The sequence below is a fragment of the Chryseobacterium sp. FH1 genome, from assembly GCF_000735135.1.
Taxonomy (GTDB): domain Bacteria; phylum Bacteroidota; class Bacteroidia; order Flavobacteriales; family Weeksellaceae; genus Epilithonimonas.
In genome coordinates, this window is sequence record NZ_JPLZ01000006.1 from 1297690 (window position 1) to 1322899 (window position 25210).

Genomic DNA, 25210 nt, shown 5'->3' on the forward strand with positions numbered 1-25210 from the left:
AACTATGAGCTTAATTTCCAAAGAAGACTTGATAAAAGCAGCCGGACTCGACAAAATTGGTTTTCTAAAGAGACCAGTTGCCTCGGTAATCATGAATCTTACCAAGATAAATGAAGTCAATGCGCTTTATAATAAATTGATTCATACAAAAGGTGTGGAGTTTTTTGACGAGTTCGTGAGAGAACAAGAACTGAGCTATATCGTCTTTGAAGAAGATCTGGCGAAGATTCCTAAAACCGGGCCATTCATCATTGTTTCCAATCACCCACTTGGTGCATTGGATGGGATATTGATGTGTAAGATCATTTTGCGCGTTCGTCCGGATTTCAAGGTGATGGGAAATTTTCTCTTATCCAAGATAAAACCGATGGATCCTTTTGTGATTTCCGTCAATCCATTCGAAGAAAGGAAAGATGCTTTCAGCAGTTCATCTGGAATGAGAGAAACTTTCAGACATTTGTCGGAAGGTGGATGTCTGGGTATTTTCCCCGCTGGCGAAGTTTCCAATAAAAATAATGAATACGGCGAAGTTCTGGATAGACCTTGGGGCAAAACGGCTCTTAAAATCATTAAGAAAGCAAAGGTTCCCGTGGTTCCAATGTACTTCCACGCAACCAATAGTAAGATTTTTTATAACGTTGCCAAGTTGCATCCGGATTTGCAAACCCTGATGTTGCCAACTGAAATGATGCGCAAGAGAGATCATCCAATCCGTATCCGAATTGGGAAAGCTATCTCTGTAAAACAAATGCAGGAAGAGGAAAGTATCGAGGAATTGGGCGATTATCTTTATAATAAGGTTTATATGCTGAAGTCTTATTATGAAAGACGAAAAAGCATCACCGAAAAACTGAAGCTACCCAATATGTCACTCAAGAATCCTTTGGTAAAGCAGAACAATATTGTCCAAAATATTATTGATGCAACGCCAACAGAGGATATTGAAACCGAAATAAACACGCTAAAAAATACTGAAAACAAAAAGCTTTTCTCTCACGGCGATTACGATGTGTTTTTCACGACGTCAGCCGAGATTCCTTTTATAATGAGGGAAATCGGACGACAAAGAGAATTGACCTTCCGTGCGATAGGCGAGGGGACGAATCTGCCATTTGATCTTGATGAATATGACAACCATTATCACCACCTTTTCATGTGGGACAATGCTGGCAAAAAGCTCGTTGGTGCCTACAGAATGGCTTTGGGTTCAGAAGTGATGAAAAAATTCGGGATCGATGGATTCTATACCAGTTCGCTCTTCGAATACGATCCGGAATTGCAACCATTTTTCCGAAAGGTGATAGAAATGGGACGCGCGTACATCTCGATTGAATATCAACAGAAACCATTTCCTTTGTTTTTACTTTGGAGAGGAATTGTCCACGTTTGCCTTCGAAATCCGGAACACAAATTCCTGATGGGAGGCGTGAGTATTAGCAACAAGTTTTCAGAATTTTCAAAATCTTTGATGATCGAGTTTATGCGTTCTCATTATTATGATTCTGCTGTTGCTCAATACATTCATCCTAAAAATGAATTTAAGGTTGTGATGAAGGAACGTGATAAAGCGTTGTTTTTCGAAGATATTGATGCCGATCTTAATAAATTGGATAAAATTATTGATGATCTAGAGCCTGAACTTAGATTGCCGGTTTTGATCAAAAAATACATCAAACAGAATGCGAAAATGATCGCCTTCAACGTAGATCCAAACTTCAATGATGCGATTGATGGATTGATGTACATCCGAATCAGCGATTTGCCAGAAGATACGATTAAACCGGTTTTGGAGGAATTAAGTGATTTTTTCAAAGCACAAACTGAAAAAAAATCCTCTGAAAATCAGTAATTTTCACATAAATATTGACTAATTTTCAATATAATTTGCATTGTAAGGATAAAGACTATATTTTTGCACCACTCAAAATAACAATGCGAGTGATGGTTTCTTAGCTCAGTTGGTAGAGCAATGGATTGAAAATCCATGTGTCCCTGGTTCGATCCCTGGAGAAACCACAATTAAATATTGATTTACTATTAATATTTTAAAACTAATTAATGAATTCATTGCTCAAAAAAACAATGGTTTCTTAGCTCAGTTGGTAGAGCAATGGATTGAAAATCCATGTGTCCCTGGTTCGATCCCTGGAGAAACCACTTAAAACCGCCTAACTTTAGGCGGTTTTTTTATTTGTATTTTTGATCAATTAGTATTCTTTTCACAAATCAGTCTCGTCAAATGAAATTTGAATTTTACAAACCAAAAAATGAACTTTTGAGAAAGTACATTGAAGGATATTATTTCATTTCGCCAGATGAGAACGCAGAACCATTGCATTACTGGACGTTCCCAAACAATTTCTTCATCTTCTCCATAAATCAAAATGCAGATATTGAAATTAATAACCTTCAAATAATCGTCAAGCAATCCAAAAATCATAATATCATTTCAGATTTTGTGGCAAAATACACCAAGCCGATTGAGGTTATCTATGAAGGAGCAGTAGCAGAAGTCACAATTTATTTCAAACCTTTGGGTATTAATCAATTTGTGAAAAATCCGGAAGTTTTCTTTAAAAATATTCTTGGCTTGGATTTTAGTCCTTTTGAAGATTTGAATGATTCGATGGAAAGTATCTTCAAAATCAAGGATAGAGAAATTCAAAGAAAAAAATTAGAGGAATTTTGGCTTTCAAAGTTGGAAGAGAAGGATTTTTCAGATTTAGAAAATATAATTTCCGACATCGAATCAGATTTTAGAATTGATGATATTGCCATCAAAAATAATTTCTCAAGACAATATCTAAACAGACTTTTTTCTAAGACAATCGGAAAATCGCCGTCGGAATATCGCAAGATTCATCGTTTTAGAAATGCGATCATCAATCAAAAAAATCAGAGAAATTTAACTGATTTGTCACTTGAAAGTTCTTTTTACGACCAATCGCATTTAATTAAGGATTTCAAACAACTTACGAATGTAAGTCCGAATTCTTTCTTTAAAACCGTCAATACGGAAAAGGAAAATGTCTGGCTTTTTATTTAAGGTTTCCATTTTTACAATCTCAGGTAGTCTTCTCAATCTATCTTTGCATTATAACATTTAGATATAATGAAACGATTACTTTTTTTAACGGCAGTCTTGTTCGCAAATTTCACTTTTGCTCAAGAAACCACATGCAACTGCAGTCAGGCATTAAATCAATTGATTAACAAGATAGAGAACAATTATCCAGGTTTTGAAGATAAAACCAAGGACAAAGAATCTTACAATGATTTTGAAACCAACCTAATTAATCAATCCAAAAGTTCGGATGATCTGGCTTGTCAAAAAACAATGAAGAAGTACACCGATTTTTTCAAAGATCCGCATCTTTGGGTAGGAATGAACAATCGGCCTTTTGCAAATGCAAATAATAGTTCTGCTGAAAAACTAAATATTGACATTAAAGATTTTCAGAAAAAAATAGTTAAGTCTAACGATGACTTGGAAGGTGTTTGGTCAACAGACGGTTATAAAATCGGAATTAAGAAAACAAATGCGAATGAATATGTCGGTTTTATCATTGAATCTGCTTCTAATTCCTGGAAAGCTGGCGATGTTAAATTTAAAATATTCTCCGATCAAAAATTTGAATATTTGTTAGGAGATAAATCCAAAAAATATGGAAAATATAAGTTCTTCGATAAAAACATTTTGTTCTTCGATGAGATAGATGTCGTATTAGCAAAGGAGATTTCCAAACCAAGTGTCGCTTTTGAACAGCAGGAGAAAAGATTGAAAGACTTGATAGGTTTTAGTTTTAAAAAAGTGTCGGAGCAAACTTCAATTCTGAAATTACCAAGTTTTGAACACCATCTTGTAAAAGAAATCGACAAACTGATTGATGACAATAAAGCTTTGCTAGAAAACAGCGAAAATCTCATCATCGATATTAGAGGAAATGGCGGTGGAACAACGGATGCATATCAAAAACTATTGCCTTACATTTCTGGAAAATCAATCCAACATACTGGCGTTGAGTTCTTAGCGAGTCAGACTTTCCTCAATAGTTTGGAAAAATATAAAAAGAACCTTGGTAAAGATGAATCAACAGAAGTGGTTGATAATCAAATTGCTAAAGTGAAAGAAAACCTGGGACGTTATTTTAATTATGATGAAAAAGGCGGATTGAATCGAATCCAAAAAATAGATATCGCACCAAAAAGTCCAAAAAATATCGTCATTCTTGCCAACAAATGGACAGGAAGTTCCGCGGAATATTTGCTTTATATTGCCAAGCAAAGCAAGAAGGTAAAAATTATGGGAATCCCAAGTTACGGCGCTTTGGACTATGGAAATGCAATTTATACAGACTTTGGATGTCAGGATTATCAGCTTCTACTGCCAACTTACAAGGCGATGCGCTTGCCGGAATATCCAATTGATAACATCGGAATTCAACCCGATATTTATCTGGATCAATCGGTGGAAGATTGGACACAATTTGCAACCGATTATTTAGAAAATTAGTTTTATATAAAAACAAAAAATCCTGAATCGTAAATATTCAGGATTTTCTTTTATATTTTTTTCTCAACTCTCACTGCATCCGGAACCATAATCTCATAGTTTCCGCCATAAGAGATGATTTCCCGCACAATACTACTGCTGATGTACGATTTGCCAGAAGACGTCAAAAGGAAGATTGTTTCAATCGTGTTTTCTCTTGTCAAAGCTCGGTTGGTTTGGGCAATTGACTTTTCAAATTCAAAATCGGCTGGATTTCGTAAGCCTCTCAAAATGAAATTCACGTTTTTACTTTTACAGTAATCGATGGTCAATCCTTCAAAATCATCTACTTCCACATTAGGGAATTTTTCGAAGGTTTTTCTGATGAATTCTTTGCGTTGCTCGAGAGAGAACATATTTTTTTCTGCGAATCCTTTCCAATGGCGATGATGATTTTCCAATATTTGTTTTTTTATTTATTTTATTGTATAATTGCATACCAATTCTAGTCAATCTATGAAAGGTAAACAAACAAATGATTTCGAAATATTCTCAAATTCCTCGCATTTTTGCTTGGGATATCTTTTTTTTTATACTACTACACATATATCTAATTTTCTACCTCCTTGATAACATTATGTCTCAATGAGTAGAGTTGATCTCATTATCGTTTAGGCAATTTTTTTATAATTTAACTTAACACAAACAAACACAGATGATTAATTTTTATTTTAAACATTTTAAACATTTTAAACATTTTAAATGTTTAACACTAAAACTATGTAAGGTAATTCCTATGTTGCTATTAGGAATTAATTTTTATGCCCAAGTAGATATTGGGACTAATCTGATAGGACCACTAAGTATTGAACCAGGATCGCCCCTTAGCTATACATTGTTGGTCACAAATAATGGATCGACCACTGCATCTAATGTAAACATAAAGTTTCCTGTAGCATCTAACTTTACAGCCACGGGTATAACCTGTACAGCGGGCGCGGGAACTGGAGGATCAGCATCTTGTCCAAATAGCTTAACGTTAACTGGATTACAGGGGACAGGTCTTGTCATCCCAATACTTCCAGAAGGTAGCGGTATCACGTTTACAATTAGCGGAACATCAGGCAATACACCTGAAACGATTGTTACAAATACCGCAACAGTAGAGCATCCTGGAGATTCTAATACGACTAACAACAATTCTTCAATCAGTACGGGCATCTTTGTAACACCCTGTGCTACCACTACATATAAGCTAGATGTTAATGCTACATTGGCATTGCCAAGCAATGTGGTAGGAATCAATGGCGGTAACGTAAACCTAGTCTATGCACTTGCAAGTGGAGTGGCAATACCTGGTATAGGGAATTCTTTTACATTACCTCTAGCTTACTCTGACCTCAACAATCAATACGGAGTTGATAACCGCTGGCAGGCACTTACCCAAGGTAGTAGTTCGACCTTAGGCAGATCAGGTTTGATGCTGGTTCCAAGAACTGATGGTGTCGGTAGTCTTTACAACTCGCTCCCCGCAAATAATTCTACCAGCGAAACTGATTTAAGTTTTAATAATACCGATAATGTATTCACAACAAAAATAGAAGATGGTAGCCTAAATCAATTAGGGAGGTTCGCTATTGAAATAGGGAATTACCCCACTGCACCTGGAGTTTCAAAGATCGTGTCACACCAATATGTAAATTGGAACACCGGTAATCTAAGACCCGTTACTTCAGGTTGGTGGTTAAAACCACATGGCAATACGCAGATTTTCACCTCCAGTGCCGGATCTCCAACGGTACCAATTGGCATGCAACCAGGTCAGACCTACACGTTCCGTTATTCAGCTTTTGGAGATGGGTCCGCCACAAATTCATATCCTGATAGCCCACGTGGTCTGATATTAGGGGACAGCCAAAATGTAGTTACCTACGGATATGATGATTCCCCTGTTATCAGCTCTATCAGCCCAGTAACTCAAACGGTACCTACTGGTGTGTCACCAACTGCAATCACTGTAACAGCAAGTAAGTTTAATACAAACTCACCTCTACTATACCAATGGTATAGTAATACCATCAATTCAAATATCAACGGAACACTTATATCGGGAGCTAATTCCGCAAGTTATACGCCTCCTGCACCCACAGGATCAAATACAACTTACTACTATGTAGTTATAAAGGGAGATGGAATTTGTAGTACTATTTCTAGTGTAACGAGAGTTTCGGTAGGTTCATGTTATAAACCTGGCAGTACTACCGGTGAAGTACTTGAGACTAAGATTGGCATCAGTTCTTTAGGGAGAGCTGGGGATGATGCCAATAATTGGCCGATGGTTAGAAAAGGCGGCTGGCTGGCTTTAGAATCTAAAAGTAAAGGTTTTGTATTGAATCGAGTTCCTTTTTCAGATGTAGATAACAATCCAGCAACACCAGATGTTCCTGTGAATATCTCATCCGCCAACTTCATAGAGGGTATGATGGTTTATGACATCACTAATAAGTGTATGAAACTGTATACTTCTGCAGATAATGGTAATACTTTTGGATGGTATTGTATAACGACCCAGGCATGTCCGGATCTGCAACAGTTTTCACTTGATTGTAGTGATGTTATTATCAATGGAGATACTCATCTCGATCCTAATGTCAATTTCACAATATCAATTCCATATTACAATGGAGACGGATCGTCCTATTCGCAACAATCTTTTTCATCCACAGGAACAAACGGTCTAACAGCAGTGCTTGCAGCAGGTAGTTTATCTAATGGAAATGGCAATTTAATACTAACTGTATCGGGTAACTCTACTTATGGTGGTGGCGGTTACTATTTCCCTATATCTCTTAACGGTAAAGAATGTACCATACTGGTGAATGTTACTGCTGATCCTGGTGAAACAAAAAACATAAATTTTTAGAAAATCATAAAATAAAAACATAAATGAAATTATGAAAAAAACAATTGTAATAATAGCTACGCTTATTATCAATGACTCAATAAAAAGCCAAGTGGCTATGGGAAAAAATAATGTGTCCAATACTTCCGTTTCATTAGAATTCGGAAATACAGAAGACCGTGGACTGATTGTCCCATACGTTGAAAACAAAAGCGGAATTGAAGAAGAGGGAACTATCATTTATGACGTCTCTGATTATAAGGTGAAATATCTTAAGAACAATAACACCTGGGTAAGTCTTAGTGAGGATGATGGTACTTCCGCTACTATTGGAACAGTAGATCTTTCCATACAAGGAAGTGACAAAACTGAAAATACCACTTCTAAAGTCGCAATTGGTTCAGTGGACGGTGCAAACGGAATTCTTGTATTGACAGACAACAATAAGGCGATGGTTCTTCCGAAAGTTGCCAGTCCTCATTTGAGAATTAATAAACCTGCAGCGGGCATGATGGTCTATGATACTAATGCACGCCAACTAGCTGTTTATAATGGAACTTCATGGTCTTTTTGGAAGCCTTAGAATAAAAATAATTATTGAATATAATATATATTAAAAAATGAGTTAAAAAGTAATTTAACTCATTTTTGCTTTACTGTTCAAAAGAACTATATTTTATGGTTTTTTCTCAACTCTCACTGCATCTGGAACCATAATCTCATAGTTTCCACCATAAGAAATGATTTCGCGAACAATGCTACTACTGATGTAGGATTTGCCTGAAGATGTCAGGAGGAAGATTGTTTCAATGGTATTTTCCCTTGTCAAAGCTCTGTTAGTTTGGGCAATTGACTTTTCAAATTCAAAATCGGCGGGATTTCGTAAGCCTCTCAAAATGAAATTCACGTTTTTACTTTTACAATAATCGATGGTCAATCCTTCAAAATCATCGACTTCAACATTAGGGAATTTTTCGAAGGTTTTTCTAATGAATTCCTTGCGTTGCTCCAGAGAGAACATATATTTTTTCTGAGAATTCTTTCCGATGGCGATGATGATCTTGTCAAAAAGCGGAACGGCGCGCTCTACGATATCATAATGTCCAAGTGTGATGGGATCGAACGATCCGGGGAAAACAGCAATTTTCATTTATTTCAGATTTAAAAAAAATTAAGCCAAAGACTTTTCTCTGGCTAATTTATAATTATTTATTTAAAGCTTTCTCAACTTCGCTTCCACAAAGGTCTTTGATGGAGATTCCGTAGATCTTCGCTTGTTGCGGAAGGATACTTGCCGGCGAAAATCCAGGATTTGTATTCATTTCCAAAAGGTAAGGAATTCCGTCCACAATGATGAATTCTGACCTCGAAAATCCACTCATTCCAAGTGATTTATAAGCTTTGATGGATATCTCTTCCACCTTTTTCGTCGTCTCTTCGTCAATTCTTGCAGGCGTGATCTCCTGGGAAGCGCCTTCATATTTTGCTTCATAATCGAAGAATTCTTTGTCAGGAATGATCTCCGTAATTCCAAGCACGATGACTTCACCTTTGTAATCCAAAACGCCCACAGAAACCTCGGTTCCGTTTAAAGCGCTTTCAATTAGGATCTCGTCGTCTTCCTTGTAGGCGATTTCAAGTGCATTTTTCAATTCGCTTTTTTCTTTGACCTTCGAAATTCCGAGTGAAGAACCGCTTTGATTGGGCTTCACGAAAAGTGGCAGTCCCAGTTCTTCCACGATTTTGTCATCAGAAATATCTTCGCCTTTTCTTAGGTAAATACTTTTTGCTGATGGAATTCCGTATTTTGAAAGAACTGCCAAGGTATCTTTTTTGTTAAAGGTCAGGGCACTTTGATAGAAATCACAGCCTGTATATTTTTGTCCTACTGCGTCCCAATAAGCTTGTAGAATTCCGTTTTCGCCAGGCGTTCCGTGGATGATATTGAAACAAGCATCGAATTTCAGACTTTCTCCATTACCTAGATTGGCAGAAAAATCAGCTTTGTTGATTGGTTTTTTTTGATCGTTTTCATCGAGGAAATACCATTCATCTTTCAGGATGACCACTTTGTAAACATTATAGATTTCACGGTCCAAAGAATCAAAAATCAATTGGCCACTTTTTAGAGAAACTTTGTATTCATCAGAATATCCGCCCATTACGACGGCGATGTTTTTTTTGCTCATTCTAGAATTATATTGAAAACAAATGTAAAAATTTTATGTAAAAAATAGGATTAAATCTTTTCTAATTTTTAAAATATAAACTTAATATGAAATCAAAAAAACACAAAGGCACAAAATCATTTATAATTATTGATTTATTTAAGGCACAAAGTTTAATTTCATTAAATAAAAATCTCTGATTTTCCTCGTGCCTTAAAAGCAATCAAATGTTAAAAGAATATTGTGCCTTTGTGTTAAACAAATTTATATCAATAAAAATACAACTTCAAATAAGGCCAATAAACCAAAGCTCCAATACAGATTGCAGAAATAGTCGCCAGCAAAACCGCTCCGCCAGCCAAATCCTTAATAATTCCAATTCTCAGATCAAATTCCGGCTGGATATAGTCGCAGATCTTCTCAACACAAGTATTCAAGGCTTCCGTCACCAAGACGAAGAACGAAACCAGAATGATCAGTGCACTTTCAAAATTTGAAAGTCCCAAATAAACGATCAGAAAAAGATTAATGATCAATCCCAAAATATGGATTTGGAAATTGCGCTCGTTCTTCAAAATCCACAGAATCCCACGGATTGTGAACTGAACACTTTTATGAAATGGCGGTTTTTTCATCGGAATAATATCAACAAAGATAGATAAATCTAAAAATTGTTAATAACTAAATAAATACAGCTTTTAAAATCACATCAAATTCATTATCTTTGTAGAATTGAAATAAATACAGTTTATGAGATTTATTGTTGCCAGTGGCGATTTGCAAAAAGCTTTACAGACCGTTAGCGGTGTGATTTCCGGTTCACAGTCCAGACCGATTTTGGAGAATTTTCTTTTCGAGTTAGATCAGAACTTGTTGACTGTTACCGCATCAGACGGCGAAACAACGCTAATCACTTCTCTCGAGGTGAAGTCAGATGACAAAGGAAAAATAGCAGTTCCAGGTAAGATTTTTCAGGATTTCCTGAAGACTTACGGCGAGCAACCTTTGACTTTGGCCGTGAAAGATTCCGAAGACGGAAACGGGAGCGTGCTGGAGATCTTGGATGAGAAAGATAACTTTGCAGTAGCGCTAGACAATGCGGACGATTATCCGGAATTGCCGGAGTTCGATGCGTCTCAAAAAGTGTCCATCTCTGGTGGCGTTTTGGCAGAAGCTTTGGCGAACACTTTGTTTGCGACGAGTAATGATTCTCTTCGTCCGGTAATGACTGGTGTTTTGTTTCAATTCAAGGAAGATGAGACCAATTTTGTTTCCACAGATTCTCACAGATTGGTGGTTTACAAAAGAACAGATGTCACGCATCCTGAGACTTTGGAATTCATTATGCCGAAAAAACCATTGGCAATCTTCAAAAATATACTGAACAATTCAACGGAAGATGTGTTGATCGAATTCAGCGACAATATGGCGAAATTCACTTTTGGAAACAACACTTGGATCTGTCGTTTGATAGATGGTAAATATCCAAACTACAACGCAGTGATCCCGAAAGAAAATCCAAATGTTTTGACCATCAACAGAGGTCTACTTTTGAGTTCTATCCGTAGAGCGTCTATTATGTCAAACAAATCTACCAATCAGGTAAGATTCAAATTGTCCGGAAATGTGCTTCACCTTCACGCAGAAGATACAGAGTACGCAAACAAGGCAGATATGCAGATTCCTTGTGATTACAATGGAGATGATATCAACATCGGTTTCAGTTCAAAATTCCTGACAGAGATGTTATCCGTTTTGGCTTCTGACGATGTGACGATGAAAATGTCTCAGCCAAACAGACCAGGAATCGTAGAACCAGTTGACGGATTGGAGGAAAACGAAAGTATCCTGATGCTGTCAATGCCAGTAATTGGATTATAAATAATAAATGATAATTGATGAATGATTATTTATCAATTTTATAAATAATAAGATTTGAGATTTGATGATTCAAATCTCAAATTTTGTTTAATAAATATTTTTTTAAACCTAAAAATAACGGAATATGACAACGTTTACATTTGAAGCGGATAAATCCGAAGTTGAAAAAATCCGCACAATTTTAAAAGCGCTTGGCGTTAAAAAGCTTAAGGTAAAAGAAAATGCTTCAGATTCAGCTGAGAAAATAAAATATTCTCGTAAGGAATTTGATGAAATGCTTGATGAATCAAAGAAAAGCAAGAGCAAAAAGGTGCTGAAATCAAAAGACGAGGTCAAGAATTTTTTTGATTCATTATGAGTTTTTCTGTAAACTATACCGAAAAATTTGTTGAAGACCTGAAAAAACATAAAAAATCAGGACAAAAACAGTTGCTTTCAAAAGTCGAACGTTTTGTAACGGAATGTCTAGAAAATCCTAGAATTGGAACGGGAAAACCAGAACAGCTTAAACATCGAAAAGTTGAGACTTGGTCTCGCGAAATCAACAAACAACATCGTTTGGTTTATGAGATAGAATCTGATGATATTCTTTTTCTTTCGGCTTGGGGACATTATGATGATAAGTAGAATACAGCTTTAAAATAAAAAAAGAGATTTGAAGATTCAAATCTGAAAAATATTAAATTAAAATAAAACCTCGGACATCAGACTTCTGACTTCCGACAATAATATAAATAATGAAAATTTCAAATAATTGGCTTAAGGATTATATCAAAACTGAACTTTCTACCGAGAAGATCAGTGCGTATCTTACAGACATCGGTCTGGAAGTGGAAGGCGTAGATAAATTCGAAAGCGTAAAGGGTAGCTTGGAAGGAATCGTTGTTGGCAAAGTTTTGACTTGCGAAAAACATCCAAATGCAGATAAACTCAACAAAACAACCGTCGATGTTGGCGGAAAAGTTCTAGAGATCGTTTGTGGTGCGCCAAATGTTGCTGAAGGACAAACCGTTCCTGTTGCAGTGGTTGGAACTAAGATCTATGCAAAGGACGGCACTTCTTTCGATATCAAAAAAGCAAAGATCCGTGGCGAAGTTTCCGAAGGGATGATCTGCGCAGAAGACGAATTGGGCTTAAGCGATGATCACGGCGGAATTATGGTTTTGGATTCAGAAAAATTCGAAGTTGGAAAGAATTTCGCAGACTATTTTGAATTGACAAACGATGAGGTCTACGAGATCGGACTGACGCCCAACAGAACCGACGCAATGTCGCATTACGGCGTTGCCAGAGACTTGCAGGCTTTCTTGGTTTCCAATAACCTGAAATCAGAATTCACAAAAATCGAATCCAAAGTTTTAAATATTGAAGGTTCTCACGATTTCAAATTACAAATAGAAAACTCTGAACTTACACCAAGATATTTGGGTGCAGTGATCGAAAATGTAGAAGTGAAAACTTCTCCAGATTGGTTGAAAGCAAGATTGAAAGCCATCGGACTTTCGCCGATCAATAACGTGGTAGATATTACCAATTACATTCTTCACGGCCTCGGACAACCGCTTCACGCTTTTGACGCAGACAAAATTGCAGACAAGGTCGTGAAAGTTGGAACAGTTCAGGAAGGAACAAAATTCAAAACTTTGGATGGTGTGGAAAGAACTTTGAGCGGTTCCGAGATCATCATCAAAGATGGAAAAGACAATCCGCTTTGCATCGCCGGCGTTTTTGGCGGAAGTGAAAGTGGTGTTTCTTCTGACACTAAAACGATATTTCTAGAAAGTGCTTACTTCAATCCGGTAGCGATCAGAAAAGCTTCAAAATTCCACGGACTCAATACCGATGCATCTTTCCGTTTCGAAAGAGGTGTGGATCCGAACAATGCAAGAACCGCTTTGACACACGCGATCCAGTTGATCGAGGAATTGGCTGGCGGAAAATTGGTTGGCGAGATCTTGGAAAGTTATCCAGAGAAGATCAAAGACCATTACGTCGTTTTCAGATATTCGAAAATCGATCAGATTCTTGGAACTAAAATTCACAGAGAGAAAATCAAAGAGATTTTAAAATCTTTGGAAATTACAATTCTCAACGAAATTCAAAACGGATTGGAATTATCGATTCCAGTTTACAGAGCCGATGTCACAAGAGAAATTGACGTCATCGAAGAAGTTCTAAGAATTTACGGTTACAACAAGATCGAAGCACCAAAGAAAATCTCATTCACGCCGGTGAAATTGGATTTTGAAGACCAGGATGCTTTGGAAAACGCTTGGGCAAGGACTTTGCAAGGCAATGGCTTTAACGAGGTGATGAACAATTCATTGACTTCTGTGAAAGACGAGACCGATGCGGTAAAGTTGTTGAATCCATTGAGCAACGATCTGGCATTTATGAGAAAGTCTTTGCTGGAAGGACTTTTGGGAAATGCGATCTACAATATCAACAGAAAATCAGCCGACATCAAGTTTTTCGAATTAGGGAAAATCTATCATAAAAAAGAGAAGTACGAAGAAAGAAAACAATTGGCGATCCTGACAACGGGGAGAGAAGTTGCAGAGAACTGGCTTCAGCCAAAAAGCGCGACAGATTTCTACCATTTGAAAGCTTACGTGAAAATTCTTCTGGAAAAATTAAACCTTGACCTTCACGAATCCGCTTTGGAAGACGTACGTTTCTCCGACGCTTTGGAAATCTCGGCAGAAGGGAAAACTTTGGCAAGATTAGGGAAGGTTTCCCCACAATTGTTAAAGGATTTCGACATCAGCCAAGACGTTTTCTACGCAGAGATCGAGCTGGAAAATTGCCAGTCTTTCAGAAGCAACGAAAACCTGAAATTTGTCGATATTCCAAAATTCAACAAAATCAGAAGAGACCTTGCGTTGCTGGTGGACAAGACGATTTCTTACTCAGAATTGTACGAGTTGGCGAAGAAGAACAAGTCGCCTTTCCTCAAGAAGATCAACCTTTTCGATGTTTACGAAGGCAAAAATCTTCCAGAAGGCAAAAAATCCTATGCGATGAGTTTTGAACTCCTCAACGAAGAAAAAACCTTGGAAGACAAAGACATCACAGAAGTAATGAACTCGCTTATCAAGTCCTTCACAAAGGAATTGAACGCAGAATTGAGATAAAATAAAAAAATATTAGATATACATAAAAACCCAGTCATAGTTTCCAATTATGGCTGGGTTTTTTCTTTAAAAACTTTTTAGGAGCTATTTCCCGCTATCCACTATATCTTTTTTGCTTTCAGAAGGTTTGTCATCAAAAGAAAGATTGTACCAGAAAGCAAAAAAGGATGCCGTTCCTATCGGGGCTATGGACTTTGTCGTTTTATAGAAATTTGGACATCCATTATAGAAACTACCAATCAAAAGTCATCCTAATTCAAATTCATTCCAAACTCAAATTTTGTAACTTTGCCCTAATGAATTCTTTAGTTGACAAATACAATATTCCTGGTCCGCGTTACACCTCTTATCCAACTGTTCCTTATTGGAATGAGGAGGGTTTTACCGCAGATCTTTGGAAAAAATCAGTGATAAGATCTTTCTCGGAAAGCAATTCTGAGGAAGGGATTTCCATTTATATTCACTTGCCTTTTTGTGAGGCGCTTTGTACTTTTTGTGCCTGTCACAAGAGAATTACGAAGCAACATTCTGTAGAAATTCCATATCTGGAAAGCGTTTTGAAGGAATGGAAATTGTACTTGGAATTATTCGATCACAAACCAAAACTGAAAGAACTTCACCTTGGAGGCGGAACTCCGACTTTCTTCTCACCAGAAAATTTGAGAACACTTTTACAAGGCATTTTTGATACGGTAGAAATTGCCGAAGATCAGGAATTCAGCTTTGAAGGTCATCCGAATAATACAACCCGTGAACATCTTCAAACCTTGTTTGATCTAGGATTTACGAGAGTTAGTTTTGGTGTTCAGGATTACGATCCAAAAGTTCAGAAGGCGATCAACAGAGTTCAGCCTTTTGAAAATGTCGAAAATGTGACCAATTGGGCAAGAGAAATTGGCTACAAAGGCGTGAGTCATGATCTGATCTTCGGGTTGCCACATCAGACTTGGGAAGCAATGGAATTCACCATTCGTAAAACGATGGAATTGAAACCAGACCGATTGGCTTTTTATTCTTATGCGCACGTGCCGTGGGTAAAAGGTGTTGGACAACGTGGTTTCGACGAAAATGACCTTCCAAGTGGCGACGAAAAGAGAAGACTTTACGAAGACGGAAAAAAACTGTTGGAAGATCTTGGATACATAGAAATTGGGATGGATCATTTCTCTTTGGAACACGATGATCTTTATCAATCTCAAATTCAGAAAAAACTTCATCGTAATTTTATGGGTTACACATCCAGCAAAACCCAGCTGATGGTTGGTTTGGGAATGTCCGCGATTTCAGATTCCTGGTATGCATTTGCTCAGAACGTTAAAACGGTGGAGGAATATCAGAAGTTGGTGGAAGAAGGACAAATTCCTGTTTTTCGAGGTCATATTTTGGACGCAGAGGATCTGAATATCAGAAAACATATTTTAAATCTGATGTGTCAGCTGGAAACCAGTTGGGATTTGCAGAATTCATTCCCAGAGATTGAGAATTCCATTGAAAAACTGAAAGAAATGGAATCTGATGGATTGGTAGAAATTTCAGAAAATCAAATCAAAATCACGGAAAAAGGAAGGGCTTTCACGAGAAACGTCGCGATGGTCTTTGATCTCAGAATGTTGAGGAACAAACCGGAAACACGGATTTTTTCGATGACGATTTAATACAGACTTTGAGATAATAGAGAAAAGATAAAAGACTTCTTGATTCTGTTTAAGAACAGATTTACAATTTTACGATTCTTCAATTATGAACTTAATCAAACAAAAAAATATTGTTCTAAAAGGTGAAAGAGAATTCTTGGCGGATGCCTTTTTTCCTGAATCCGAAGAAAAGCTCCCTCTAATAATATTTGTTCATGGTTACAAAGGCTACAAAGATTGGGGAACTTGGGAATTGATGGGAGAGAAGTTGGCGAATGCAGGATTTTATTTTGTCAAATTCAATATGTCGCATAATGGAACCACGATCGAAGATCCAAACAGCTTCGGCGATCTGGAAGCTTTTGGGCAAAATAATTATTCAAAAGAATTAGATGATCTGGAAATTGTTATCAATCATTTCAAAAATCAAAAAGAAGTCGATGCTGAAAATATAATGTTGTTGGGTCACAGCCGAGGCGGCGGAATTTCGATTGTTAAAGCTTCGGAAAATCAAAGCATTACCAAATTAATGACGCTTGCAAGTGTTTCAACGCTTGATAGATTTCCGAAAAATGAAGCCTTTGAAAATTGGAAAAAAGATGGCGTATATTTTATCGAAAACGCCAGAACCAAACAAAAAATGCCTCATTATTTTCAATTCTTCGAGGATTATCAAAATAATAAGGAGAGATTGGATGTGGAAAAAGCTTCTGAGAGTTTAAAAATTCCAACATTAATTATTCACGGTGCAAATGATGAATCTGTAAATATCGAACATTCTGAAAACCTTCATAGTTGGGTAAAGAATTCCCAATTCAAAACCATTGAAAATGCCAATCATACCTTTGGAGCAAAGGAACCTTGGGAAGAAAATATCCTTCCAAAAGAACTTAATGAAGCCTTAGAGATTTGTATTGATTTTCTTAAGGAAGATAAATTTCAAGGCAAATAGCAAAATGCCAATAGCCATTAGCAAATTACTTCTTTTTAACCAAATTATTGTTCTCAATCCAACGTTTGTTGTTGTTGATATCTTTCAAATACCAAATGTCGCTGGCATTCATTAGATAAAGATTGATGGAAATTGGCATTGCAATTTTCTTACCTTCCAAGAAGTTGGCTCTCACGGAAATTGCGTTTCTTTTTCGGATATAATCGCCAGTGAAAATATTGGAAAAGCTTTCTCCGCTGGATTTGTCATCGATCAATTCGATCATCGTTAAAGTCCCATCAGCATTGAATTCCAAAATGTGACGTTCTGCGTGATCTTCAAAATCCTCTACCATCACAAATTTTTTGCCTTTGAGTTCGTAGTTGCTGGCATCTTTCATTTTTTTTCCTTTTTGCTCGATCTTTTCAAGGATTTTGTTGATGCCTGAGAAGTCTTGAGAATAAAAATAAACAGATGAGATTAAGCTTAAGAATAGAAGTGATTTTTTCATTTTAATAATGTGTCTTTGCTTGCAAAAATACGAATTTGCAAAAGTTTTTCGGCAAAATATTAAAACAGATTTTTGATTATCTTTGCAGAATGATTAGGATTACCAAAATTTTCACTTTCGAAACAGCTCACGTACTTTATAATTATGATGGTAAATGCAAGAATATGCACGGCCATTCCTACAAATTATTCGTTACGGTAAAAGGAAATCCCATCAACAATCTGGACGATCACAAGAACGGAATGGTTGTAGATTTTGGCGATATCAAGAAAATCGTGAAAGAAGAAATTATCGATCTTTGGGATCACGCTGTTATGATAAACGGTGTTTCACCTCACAAATCTCTTGGCGAGACTTTAGAAAATCAAGGTCATAAAGTGATATTTTGTGACTACCAGCCAACTTGCGAGAATATGCTCTACGATATCGCTTCGAAAATTAAATCCAAACTTCCATCCGAAGTACAACTTGCCTATCTCAAACTTCACGAAACCGAAAATTCTTACGGCGAATGGCTGGCTGAAGAAAACTAATTTCCATATCAATAATTTTTTGATATATTTTTGTTGATTATTTGGTGTATTAATAAATTTTAATACTTTTGCACCCTAAAATTTAACAAACTATGAAAAAATTATTAGTTCTTGGTGCAGTAGCACTTTTCGGAGCAATGAACGCTCAAAAAAATACAGTTTTAGTTGGAGGTAACATTTCTTACACTACTGATAAAACTACAAATAATACTTCAACGTTCAATGCTGAACAAAAAAGTGATCAATTTTCTTTTACACCTCAAGTTGGATATCAATTTACAGATAATTTTACTGCGGGGGTTAGATTAGGAATTAATACTTTGAAAGCAACCTCAACAATAAATGCATCAGGTTTTAATTCAGACCTTGAAACTAAAGAAAACTTTTTCCAATATGGTGTTTTTGGAAGATATACAATCCCATTGAATGAAACTTTTGCTGTTTTTGGAGAATTAGATCTATTTGCATCTAATGGAAAAAGAACAACACCAATTAATAACCCAGGGCCAGTTGTAAATTATTCAGAATCTAAAACTACTGGTTATGGAGTTTTGTTTACTCCAAATCTATTCATCAACTTCAAAAATTCTTTTGGTCTTAACTTTAATATTGGTGGTTTAGGCTATACTAACGAAAAAGTAAAAGATACTGATATCAAATCCAATGCATTTGGTTTTGGATTCGGAAAAGGAGTTACTGTAGGTATTTCTAAAAACTTTGGTACAAAGTAATTTTTACAAATTCAGATAAAACAAGAAACCTCGCAAATCGCGAGGTTTTTTTAGTTAGGATATACGATATATTTCTGTCTTATTTTTTCAAAATTTTGAAGGTCATTTTTCCAACTTTCTCGGATTTCTTTTTCAGATTTTCCGGCAATCATTTGTTTTCGCAATTCATCGCTTCCTGCCAATTTATCAAAGAAGAGATTTTTTAAGAAATAATCCTGCTGTGTATTTTTATAATCTTTGTAGGATTTCAAAAGCCATTCGAGATTCAGTTGTCGCAAATCGTTAGAATATTGACTGAGGTTTTCGCCGTAACATAATTTCCCGTTCAGGAAAGGATCTTTTGCACCTTCAGTTGGTTTTGGCGTGAATTGATAAGGAAAACTTTTCGTCCACGGGCTTCCATAGATTTGAAAAGGCAAATCTGTTCCTCGTCCAACAGAAACTTGTGTCCCTTCAAAGAAACAAAGGCTTGGATAGAGATTGATGGATTTGTCATTCGGCAGATTTGGCGAAGGTTTATCAGAAACGCCATATCTTTTTTGCTTATGATAATTAAGCATCGGGATCAAAGTGTATTTTGCTGTGACATTATTTTTAAGCCACTTTTCTCCGTTTACCATTTTACCATACTCACCGATTGTGAGTCCATAAACCACGGGAACATTATGTAGTCCAATAAAACTTTTCCATTTGTCACGCATCATTGGTCCGTCTGTGTAGCCGTCGTGCGGATTTGGACGATCGAGGACGATGACTTCGATATTATTTTCCGCAGCCGCTTCCATTATATAGGACAAAGTCGAAATGTAAGTATAAAACCTAACGCCAACATCCTGAATATCAAACAAAATGACATCAGCGCCTTTAAGATATTCTGCTTTTGGTTTTTTGTTGTCACCATATAGTGATACAATTGGCAAACCTGTTTTTTTGTCAGCGCCACTTTTCACATGTTCGCCAGCGTCAGCAGTTCCCCGGAAACCGTGCTCGGGTGCAAAGATGGATTTGATTTTAACATTATTTTCAACCAAAAAATCCACAAGGTGTTTCTTATCTTTCAAAAGACTTGTTTGATTGGCGGCAACGATGACGTTTTTATTTTTAAGAAGTGGAAGATAGAGCTCGGGTCTGTCCGTCGCAGTGGCAAAGTAGTCTTTTACTTTGCTTTGCGCTTTGATAAATGGGATTGAACTAAAATAAATTAGCAGGATAAAAACTAAAGTTTTATTTTTGGGACTTAAAATCATAGATTTGAATTTTCCGTTATATTTCTCGAAAAAGATAGCGTTTTCCAAAGATAACAAAAATAATCTCTCGAAAGTCATCGTCTATATTGGCAGGCTTTCCGTGGCATTGGGCATCATTGTTTCTTTGATTACGATTTCTACAGGTCTGGGTTCCAAGAAGGCGATAGAAGACAGGATTTCCAATTTCAGTGGCGATATTTCTGTCAAATCCACGCGTTCCAACTCTTCCTACAATTCCTCGGTTTTGGAGACGAACGGATTGGATATCAAAGCTGTGAAAAACATCGAGGGCGTTGCAGGTTTGCAATCTTACGCTTCAGTCAGTGGTATTCTAAGAACGGAAACCAACTTTGCCGGCATCATTCTGAAAGGTGTTGGAAAGGATTTTGACAAAGCCAGATTTCAACCATTCATAACGTCGGGATCTATTCCGGATTTCAAAGAAGATGGCTATAACAACGAGATCATCTTATCAGAAAAAATAGCAAACGACCTTTCTCTGAAAGCCAATGACAGCATCGTCACCATTTTCTCAAAAGAAGACCAAAAACCAATTTACAGAAAATTCTTGGTCAAAGGAATTTATAAGACCGACATCAAACTCGTGGACGATCTCTATATGATCGGCGACATCAACCACGTCCGAAGAGTAATGAATATGGGCGAAAAAGAAGTTGGTGGATTGGATATTTTTCTCGGAGACACAGATAAAATGGCCCAAGTTTTCCCCGAGATAGAAAAATACATCGGCTATAAAAATTACGCCGAAAAAGTGACCGAAAAGTATCCGCAGATTTTGGATTGGATCAATATCTTCAATGTAAACATCTCGCTCATCATTGCCATAATGCTCATTGTGGTCGTGATCAATGTGATTATGATTCTCCTTATTTTGATCATCGAGAGAACCAACTCCATCGGGGTTTTGAAAACAATGGGAGCGTCCAATGCACAGATCAGATCCATCTTCATCAATTATACATTAATGATTATGATTCCTGGATTATTGGCAGGAAACATCATCGGAATTGGATTGTTGTTGGTTCAGAAATATACAGGATTCATAAAATTAGATCCCGAAAATTATTTCATCAGCACCGTTCCCGTGGATCTCAACCCACTTTACATCATTGCAGTTTCAGTCGGCATCTTTATTGTTTCAGGAATAGCGATGATCTTGCCAAGTTATCTCATCAGTAAAATCTCACCAGTTAGAGCCATCAAGTACAGCTAGAGAAATTAAATGATAAAAGTGAATGATAACCCATGAATGATGAGATGAATGATAAATGATTCTTCAATCAGTTTCAATCAGCTTCAATCATTTAACTATCGATCATCATTTATCAACTATCATTTATCAATCATCAATTATATAATTATGAAATATTACAACAATATCGTAGAAACAATCGGTAACACACCATTAGTCAAGATCAACAGAGTTTTGGGAGAAGATTTTCCAGCTTTGGTTTTGGCAAAAGTTGAAACGACGAATCCGGGAAATTCTGTAAAAGACAGAATGGCCCTCAAAATGATCGAAGATGCTGAGAAAGACGGTCGTCTAAAACCAGGCGGAACCATCATCGAAGGAACTTCCGGAAACACAGGAATGGGATTGGCTTTGGTCGCAATTCAAAAAGGTTACAAATGCATCTTCGTGACCAATTCCAAACAATCCAAAGAAAAATGTGATATTCTCCGTGCCGTTGGTGCAGAAGTAATCGTTTGTCCAACAGATGTAAAACCTACTGATCCACGTTCGTATTATTCAGTTTCAAAAAGACTAGCTAAGGAAACGGAAAATGGCTGGTACGTAAACCAATACGACAATCTTTCCAACAGACTAGCGCATTACGAAAGTACAGCGCCAGAAATCTGGGAACAAACAGACGGAAAATTAACGCATTTTGTAGCTGGAGCCGGAACAGGAGGAACGGTGACGGGTTGTGGAACATTCTTCAAAGAGAGAAATCCCGACATCAAAATCATTGGTGTTGATACTTACGGTTCTATTTTGAAAGAGATCCACGAAACCGGAGAGATCCATTTGAATCACGCGTACACTTACATTACAGAAGGTATTGGCGAAGATATTCTTCCAGAAAATTACGATATGAGCGTCATCGACCATTTCGAAAAAGTGACGGACAAAGACGGTGCGATCTACGCAAGAAGATTGGCAAAAGAAGAAGGGATCTTCTGCGGCTATTCTGCGGGAAGTGCAATGTCTGCTCTGGTTCAGATGAAAGACCAGTTCACAAAAGACGATGTGATAGTCGTTTTGTTACACGATCACGGAAGCCGTTACGTTGGGAAAATCTACAACGATGATTGGATGAAGGAAATGGGTTGGCTGGAGTAAAGATAAATGATAGATCATCAACGATAAATGATAAAACCGTTTAGTTTTTTGAAGCAAAGCGGTTTTTTTGTCAAAAGGAGTCTTGTCTAATCCGCTTTTTCGCTGTATAGTTTTTTTTTCAATCTAAATTCTCAATAATATGAATTCTACTATTAAATATGACAAAAAGATACCATTATACGGAGCGATTTAGCTTAGTTAATATTGTTTTTCTACAAACACATTGTTCTTACAGAGCATTTTAATAGTGAAATTTTAAGTAGAATATGGTTTAAATTAATTTTAAATTTATCCAATAGAGATGTGTTACAAAAGAGCAATTTTATTGAGAGATATTTTACAATCAATTTTTTTGTTAAAATTCACAAATGAAAAATGCTCCAGAGGAGCAATATGTTTGTAGAAAATGTTTGGTTATCAAACGGAGCTCTGTAGGAGTTCAATGTTTTACCAATATTAAGAATATTTTCAAAAAATTCACACGTCGTTAATTTTTGAAAAATAAGTTACAAAATTCCACCACCCAAAATCAATCTGATGAATCCGAAAAACGCCGCCACGCCACACATTGCGATGCCAGCTATGGCGTTTCCTTTTGGTAGATTATCTTCTTGCACGTAAGCTACAATGCTGATCACCAATCCGATCATTGAAAATGGAATGTTGATCCAGTTGAACGCTCCCAAACAAGGAATGAATCCGAAAAGCATTCCGAATATCGCTAAGATTCCCATTACCAGACTTGCTGTTTTCATAGTTTTGTTTTATAGTTTTTGAATAAATATTTTAAAAAGAAAAGCGAATTTAAGATTAATAAAACAAACATAAACGGACTTAACTTATTAAAGGCGAAAGCACTTCCGAAATTCAGTTTTTTAAGTTCGATAAAAGCGTGAGTTGATCCGCAAAGAAAACATTCTAATCCCTTTTTCCGAGCCTCACACACCGGAAGTTGTGACAGTATTTTTTGCTCATCTACAAAAAATAAAACCAATAAGATTAAAATTGATACAACTGCAGAGACTTGCCAGACAATCAAAATCGCATTTTTGAGTTCTTGGTTTTTGTAGATCATCTTTTCAATTAAATTGTTCTACGACTGATATTTTAACCTTAAGTAAATACTTAATCTTCAGTAAATAATTTAAACTTTAATAATTCGGATTGATTCGGAATTTCGACTAGTACCCAATAGTAATTATCTTCTTTGCTAATAACTTGATAATTGTATATATCACCTTTTTTACTAAAGTTTTTTCGTGTCTTGTTATTACTTTCAACAAAAATCAACTCAAATGAATTAGTAGTAATCCAATTATAATGGAGCTTTGAAAAAGTTCCGTCTGAGAAAGTTTCAGTCCAATACTTATTGTCTGTTTGAACTTTTGTTATTTCACCAGCATATTCATAGTAATGAAATTTATCTATGTTTTTAAATGTTTCAATTTGTTTATCAGTAATTTCAATGGAAGGCTTCGCATCAAGTCGCATCCAATTATCATCCTTTGGAGGATCTACTCGATATAAGTATTCTCTGAATTCTTGACAGTTTTTTTGTAATCTAAAATAAATTTGATTACCAATCTCAGACGCGTTGTCTTCAGACTGATTTTTCAAAGTAGGCCAAATGAATTTTTCATTCAAGATTTTTATTCGGGTAGAATCTGCGAGATTTTTATTCTCTTTAAAATTATTACACATTTCATTCACCAAAACATCAATGCTATTATTTTTGTTTTGTGCCGTTGACATCGATGAAATTAGAAATACTAAAAAGAAGATATTTTTCATAGAATATTTTTTGAGATTAATAATAAAATTACCCAAAAACCTCAAAATCCACCCCATCAAAACTCGCGAAAACCATCGTAGGATAAGAATCTTGATGGAAGATATTTCCCTCAGAGTCAATCCCAATCGCGCCTGCAAAACCATCGATTTCCTTCAACTCTTCAAAGGTTCTGTCGAAGGCATTTTCTATAGTAAGTCCGTCTGTAACTCGAGTTACTATTTTCGCTGAGGTGGCATTACTGACAATATCTTCACCAACGCCAGTACAGCTTACCGCACAAAATTGGTTGGCGTAATTTCCTGCCACAGTCGCAGAATCCGAGATTCTTCCTGGGATTTCAAAACCTTTTCCGCCGGTGGAAGTTGCAACTGCCAATTTTCCTTTTTTGTCAATCGCAACAGCGCCAACAGTTCCTTTGCCTCCGGTTTTCAGTTTTTCTTCGTATTCTTTTCTTCGCTGTGGGATTTCGGTGGAGAAGTCTTCGAAGCCATTTTCGGTTGCGTATTTTTTCGCACCGTTTCCGCCAAGAACACGGTCGTCTTCTTTCATTAATTCCTTAGCAACAAAGACTGGATTTTTCACATCCTGAATATTGATCACGCCACTCATCTTCTGCGTTTCACCATCCATAATCGCAGCGCTCATTCGGATCACGCCATCACTTTGGATCTGCGAACCAATCCCGGCATTATACAATTCGTCATCTTCCAAAAGAGAAACGGCATAAGCAACGGTGTCAAAAGCAGAATTGTTTTGAAGGAAATCATAAGACTTTTTCGCAACGGCTTTCAGTGAATTCTGTTTTGCCAATTTCACTTCGTTGCTTTGATTACTTTCGGAGAAGAAACCGCCGTGGATGATTATTTTCATAAATGGAATTTTAGTTTTT

24 protein-coding genes, 2 tRNA genes and 1 pseudogene are annotated in these 25210 nt (G+C 36.6%); 17 read left to right on the top strand and 10 right to left on the bottom strand.

The genetic code is table 11. From position 1 onward, the window contains the following. Window positions 1-4: 4 nt before the first annotated feature. The 5 genes from IO90_RS12790 to IO90_RS18785 all read left to right on the top strand — a co-directional run bounded on the left by IO90_RS12790 (window position 5) and on the right by IO90_RS18785 (window position 4513). Window positions 5-1849 (top strand): lysophospholipid acyltransferase family protein, encoded by a 1845-nt coding sequence (locus IO90_RS12790; RefSeq protein ID WP_034967172.1) that lies wholly within the window; start codon window positions 5-7, stop codon window positions 1847-1849. 94 nt (window positions 1850-1943) lie between these two features. Next, a tRNA-Phe gene (locus tag IO90_RS12795) sits at window positions 1944-2016 on the top strand. A gap of 68 nt (window positions 2017-2084) precedes the next feature. Further along, window positions 2085-2157: transfer RNA gene (locus IO90_RS12800), tRNA-Phe, on the top strand. Window positions 2158-2239: 82 nt separating this feature from the next. Further along, complete coding sequence (locus IO90_RS12805; RefSeq protein WP_034967176.1) at window positions 2240-3046, top strand: helix-turn-helix domain-containing protein; 807 nt, start codon at window positions 2240-2242, stop codon at window positions 3044-3046. A 66-nt stretch (window positions 3047-3112) separates the two neighbouring features. Then, the gene (locus IO90_RS18785) at window positions 3113-4513 is read left to right on the top strand and encodes a S41 family peptidase (RefSeq protein WP_051878656.1); all 1401 of its coding nucleotides are present in this window, start codon (window positions 3113-3115) and stop codon (window positions 4511-4513) included. 50 nt (window positions 4514-4563) lie between these two features. On the opposite strand, the pseudogene coaD (IO90_RS12815) reads toward IO90_RS18785, so the two are convergent. Continuing rightward, window positions 4564-4949 (bottom strand): annotated as a pseudogene (coaD, locus tag IO90_RS12815) (pantetheine-phosphate adenylyltransferase); the annotation flags it as partial. A gap of 258 nt (window positions 4950-5207) precedes the next feature. Between coaD (IO90_RS12815) and IO90_RS12820 the strand changes: the two are divergent. Together IO90_RS12820 and IO90_RS12825 are read left to right on the top strand one after the other, a co-directional pair. Then, on the top strand, window positions 5208-7415 hold the full coding sequence (locus tag IO90_RS12820; protein ID WP_034967180.1) for a DUF11 domain-containing protein: 2208 nt from the start codon (window positions 5208-5210) through the stop codon (window positions 7413-7415). 97 nt (window positions 7416-7512) lie between these two features. Beyond that, window positions 7513-7977 carry a hypothetical protein gene (locus IO90_RS12825; RefSeq protein ID WP_228374687.1) on the top strand — a complete coding sequence of 155 codons (465 nt, stop codon included), beginning with the start codon at window positions 7513-7515 and terminating at the stop codon, window positions 7975-7977. Window positions 7978-8070: 93 nt separating this feature from the next. Here IO90_RS12825 and coaD (IO90_RS12830) read toward each other — a convergent pair whose 3' ends face one another. The 3 genes from coaD (IO90_RS12830) to IO90_RS12840 form a co-directional block, all read right to left on the bottom strand. Then, a complete protein-coding gene (coaD, locus tag IO90_RS12830; protein WP_034967188.1) occupies window positions 8071-8544 on the bottom strand; it encodes a pantetheine-phosphate adenylyltransferase in 474 nt (157 codons plus the stop codon). Window positions 8545-8599: 55 nt separating this feature from the next. Beyond that, complete coding sequence (locus IO90_RS12835; RefSeq protein WP_034967192.1) at window positions 8600-9583, bottom strand: D-alanine--D-alanine ligase; 984 nt, start codon at window positions 9581-9583, stop codon at window positions 8600-8602. A 248-nt stretch (window positions 9584-9831) separates the two neighbouring features. Continuing rightward, window positions 9832-10197 (bottom strand): diacylglycerol kinase, encoded by a 366-nt coding sequence (locus tag IO90_RS12840; protein ID WP_034967196.1) that lies wholly within the window; start codon window positions 10195-10197, stop codon window positions 9832-9834. 115 nt (window positions 10198-10312) lie between these two features. Here IO90_RS12840 and dnaN point away from each other — a divergent pair, with 115 nt between their 5' ends. The 6 genes from dnaN to IO90_RS12870 all read left to right on the top strand — a co-directional run bounded on the left by dnaN (window position 10313) and on the right by IO90_RS12870 (window position 17163). Next, on the top strand, window positions 10313-11443 hold the full coding sequence (dnaN, locus tag IO90_RS12845; protein WP_034967199.1) for a DNA polymerase III subunit beta: 1131 nt from the start codon (window positions 10313-10315) through the stop codon (window positions 11441-11443). A gap of 124 nt (window positions 11444-11567) precedes the next feature. Beyond that, entirely contained in the window at window positions 11568-11801 is a 234-nt protein-coding gene (locus IO90_RS12850) for a hypothetical protein (RefSeq protein WP_034967203.1), read from the top strand. Beyond that, window positions 11798-12070, top strand: coding sequence for a Txe/YoeB family addiction module toxin (locus IO90_RS12855; protein ID WP_034967207.1), 273 nt, complete (start codon window positions 11798-11800; stop codon window positions 12068-12070). Before IO90_RS12850 ends, IO90_RS12855 begins: the two co-directional genes overlap by 4 nt. A gap of 110 nt (window positions 12071-12180) precedes the next feature. After that, window positions 12181-14577: a phenylalanine--tRNA ligase subunit beta gene (gene pheT, locus IO90_RS12860; RefSeq protein WP_034967210.1), complete on the top strand. Its 2397-nt coding sequence runs from the start codon at window positions 12181-12183 to the stop codon at window positions 14575-14577. A 296-nt stretch (window positions 14578-14873) separates the two neighbouring features. Further along, complete coding sequence (hemN, locus tag IO90_RS12865; protein WP_034967213.1) at window positions 14874-16232, top strand: oxygen-independent coproporphyrinogen III oxidase; 1359 nt, start codon at window positions 14874-14876, stop codon at window positions 16230-16232. A gap of 85 nt (window positions 16233-16317) precedes the next feature. Beyond that, the gene (locus IO90_RS12870; protein ID WP_034967218.1) at window positions 16318-17163 is read left to right on the top strand and encodes an alpha/beta hydrolase family protein; all 846 of its coding nucleotides are present in this window, start codon (window positions 16318-16320) and stop codon (window positions 17161-17163) included. 25 nt (window positions 17164-17188) lie between these two features. Here IO90_RS12870 and IO90_RS12875 read toward each other — a convergent pair whose 3' ends face one another. Then, window positions 17189-17653, bottom strand: a complete 465-nt coding sequence (locus tag IO90_RS12875) for a hypothetical protein (RefSeq protein ID WP_034967220.1) — start codon at window positions 17651-17653, stop codon at window positions 17189-17191. Between the two features lie 89 nt (window positions 17654-17742). Here IO90_RS12875 and IO90_RS12880 point away from each other — a divergent pair, with 89 nt between their 5' ends. Continuing rightward, window positions 17743-18186, top strand: coding sequence for a 6-pyruvoyl trahydropterin synthase family protein (locus tag IO90_RS12880; RefSeq protein WP_034967223.1), 444 nt, complete (start codon window positions 17743-17745; stop codon window positions 18184-18186). 92 nt (window positions 18187-18278) lie between these two features. Continuing rightward, entirely contained in the window at window positions 18279-18917 is a 639-nt protein-coding gene (locus tag IO90_RS12885; protein ID WP_034967225.1) for an outer membrane beta-barrel protein, read from the top strand. A gap of 50 nt (window positions 18918-18967) precedes the next feature. On the opposite strand, the gene IO90_RS12890 is transcribed toward IO90_RS12885, so the two are convergent. Further along, on the bottom strand, window positions 18968-20164 hold the full coding sequence (locus tag IO90_RS12890; protein WP_034967228.1) for an exo-beta-N-acetylmuramidase NamZ domain-containing protein: 1197 nt from the start codon (window positions 20162-20164) through the stop codon (window positions 18968-18970). Window positions 20165-20168: 4 nt separating this feature from the next. Here IO90_RS12890 and IO90_RS12895 point away from each other — a divergent pair, with 4 nt between their 5' ends. Further along, window positions 20169-21398 carry an ABC transporter permease gene (locus IO90_RS12895; protein ID WP_034969116.1) on the top strand — a complete coding sequence of 410 codons (1230 nt, stop codon included), beginning with the start codon at window positions 20169-20171 and terminating at the stop codon, window positions 21396-21398. A gap of 147 nt (window positions 21399-21545) precedes the next feature. Further along, window positions 21546-22529, top strand: a complete 984-nt coding sequence (locus IO90_RS12900) for a PLP-dependent cysteine synthase family protein (RefSeq protein ID WP_034967231.1) — start codon at window positions 21546-21548, stop codon at window positions 22527-22529. Window positions 22530-23035: 506 nt separating this feature from the next. Here the strand turns inward: IO90_RS12900 and IO90_RS12905 are convergent. From IO90_RS12905 to IO90_RS12920, 4 genes are read right to left on the bottom strand one after another with little or no spacing between them, the layout of a single operon-like run. Beyond that, complete coding sequence (locus IO90_RS12905) at window positions 23036-23284, bottom strand: hypothetical protein (RefSeq protein ID WP_034967234.1); 249 nt, start codon at window positions 23282-23284, stop codon at window positions 23036-23038. Then, the gene (locus IO90_RS19255) at window positions 23281-23604 is read right to left on the bottom strand and encodes a DUF2752 domain-containing protein (RefSeq protein WP_034967237.1); all 324 of its coding nucleotides are present in this window, start codon (window positions 23602-23604) and stop codon (window positions 23281-23283) included. The genes IO90_RS12905 and IO90_RS19255 overlap by 4 nt, the downstream gene beginning before the upstream one ends. Before the next feature lie 50 nt (window positions 23605-23654). Further along, window positions 23655-24320 carry a hypothetical protein gene (locus IO90_RS12915; protein ID WP_131450881.1) on the bottom strand — a complete coding sequence of 222 codons (666 nt, stop codon included), beginning with the start codon at window positions 24318-24320 and terminating at the stop codon, window positions 23655-23657. Window positions 24321-24348: 28 nt separating this feature from the next. Continuing rightward, window positions 24349-25191: an isoaspartyl peptidase/L-asparaginase gene (locus tag IO90_RS12920; protein WP_034967244.1), complete on the bottom strand. Its 843-nt coding sequence runs from the start codon at window positions 25189-25191 to the stop codon at window positions 24349-24351. Window positions 25192-25210 lie beyond the last annotated feature (19 nt).

Bases quoted from the DNA above. Each gene is read 5' to 3' on its own strand.
- IO90_RS12875 (WP_034967220.1), bottom strand. From the start codon at position 17,653: ATGAAAAAATCACTTCTATTCTTAAGCTTAATCTCATCTGTTTATTTT.
- IO90_RS12820 (WP_034967180.1), top strand. From the start codon at position 5,208: ATGATTAATTTTTATTTTAAACATTTTAAACATTTTAAACATTTTAAA.
- hemN (WP_034967213.1), top strand. From the start codon at position 14,874: ATGAATTCTTTAGTTGACAAATACAATATTCCTGGTCCGCGTTACACC.
- IO90_RS12825 (WP_228374687.1), top strand. From the start codon at position 7,513: ATGGGAAAAAATAATGTGTCCAATACTTCCGTTTCATTAGAATTCGGA.
- IO90_RS18785 (WP_051878656.1), top strand. From the start codon at position 3,113: ATGAAACGATTACTTTTTTTAACGGCAGTCTTGTTCGCAAATTTCACT.
- IO90_RS12915 (WP_131450881.1), bottom strand. From the start codon at position 24,320: ATGAAAAATATCTTCTTTTTAGTATTTCTAATTTCATCGATGTCAACG.
- IO90_RS12850 (WP_034967203.1), top strand. From the start codon at position 11,568: ATGACAACGTTTACATTTGAAGCGGATAAATCCGAAGTTGAAAAAATC.
- IO90_RS12805 (WP_034967176.1), top strand. From the start codon at position 2,240: ATGAAATTTGAATTTTACAAACCAAAAAATGAACTTTTGAGAAAGTAC.
- IO90_RS12840 (WP_034967196.1), bottom strand. From the start codon at position 10,197: ATGAAAAAACCGCCATTTCATAAAAGTGTTCAGTTCACAATCCGTGGG.
- IO90_RS12855 (WP_034967207.1), top strand. From the start codon at position 11,798: ATGAGTTTTTCTGTAAACTATACCGAAAAATTTGTTGAAGACCTGAAA.
- IO90_RS12890 (WP_034967228.1), bottom strand. From the start codon at position 20,164: ATGATTTTAAGTCCCAAAAATAAAACTTTAGTTTTTATCCTGCTAATT.
- IO90_RS12870 (WP_034967218.1), top strand. From the start codon at position 16,318: ATGAACTTAATCAAACAAAAAAATATTGTTCTAAAAGGTGAAAGAGAA.
- IO90_RS12880 (WP_034967223.1), top strand. From the start codon at position 17,743: ATGATTAGGATTACCAAAATTTTCACTTTCGAAACAGCTCACGTACTT.
- IO90_RS12790 (WP_034967172.1), top strand. From the start codon at position 5: ATGAGCTTAATTTCCAAAGAAGACTTGATAAAAGCAGCCGGACTCGAC.
- IO90_RS12920 (WP_034967244.1), bottom strand. From the start codon at position 25,191: ATGAAAATAATCATCCACGGCGGTTTCTTCTCCGAAAGTAATCAAAGC.
- coaD (WP_034967188.1), bottom strand. From the start codon at position 8,544: ATGAAAATTGCTGTTTTCCCCGGATCGTTCGATCCCATCACACTTGGA.
- dnaN (WP_034967199.1), top strand. From the start codon at position 10,313: ATGAGATTTATTGTTGCCAGTGGCGATTTGCAAAAAGCTTTACAGACC.
- IO90_RS12905 (WP_034967234.1), bottom strand. From the start codon at position 23,284: ATGAAAACAGCAAGTCTGGTAATGGGAATCTTAGCGATATTCGGAATG.
- IO90_RS12835 (WP_034967192.1), bottom strand. From the start codon at position 9,583: ATGAGCAAAAAAAACATCGCCGTCGTAATGGGCGGATATTCTGATGAA.
- IO90_RS12900 (WP_034967231.1), top strand. From the start codon at position 21,546: ATGAAATATTACAACAATATCGTAGAAACAATCGGTAACACACCATTA.
- IO90_RS19255 (WP_034967237.1), bottom strand. From the start codon at position 23,604: ATGATCTACAAAAACCAAGAACTCAAAAATGCGATTTTGATTGTCTGG.
- IO90_RS12885 (WP_034967225.1), top strand. From the start codon at position 18,279: ATGAAAAAATTATTAGTTCTTGGTGCAGTAGCACTTTTCGGAGCAATG.
- pheT (WP_034967210.1), top strand. From the start codon at position 12,181: ATGAAAATTTCAAATAATTGGCTTAAGGATTATATCAAAACTGAACTT.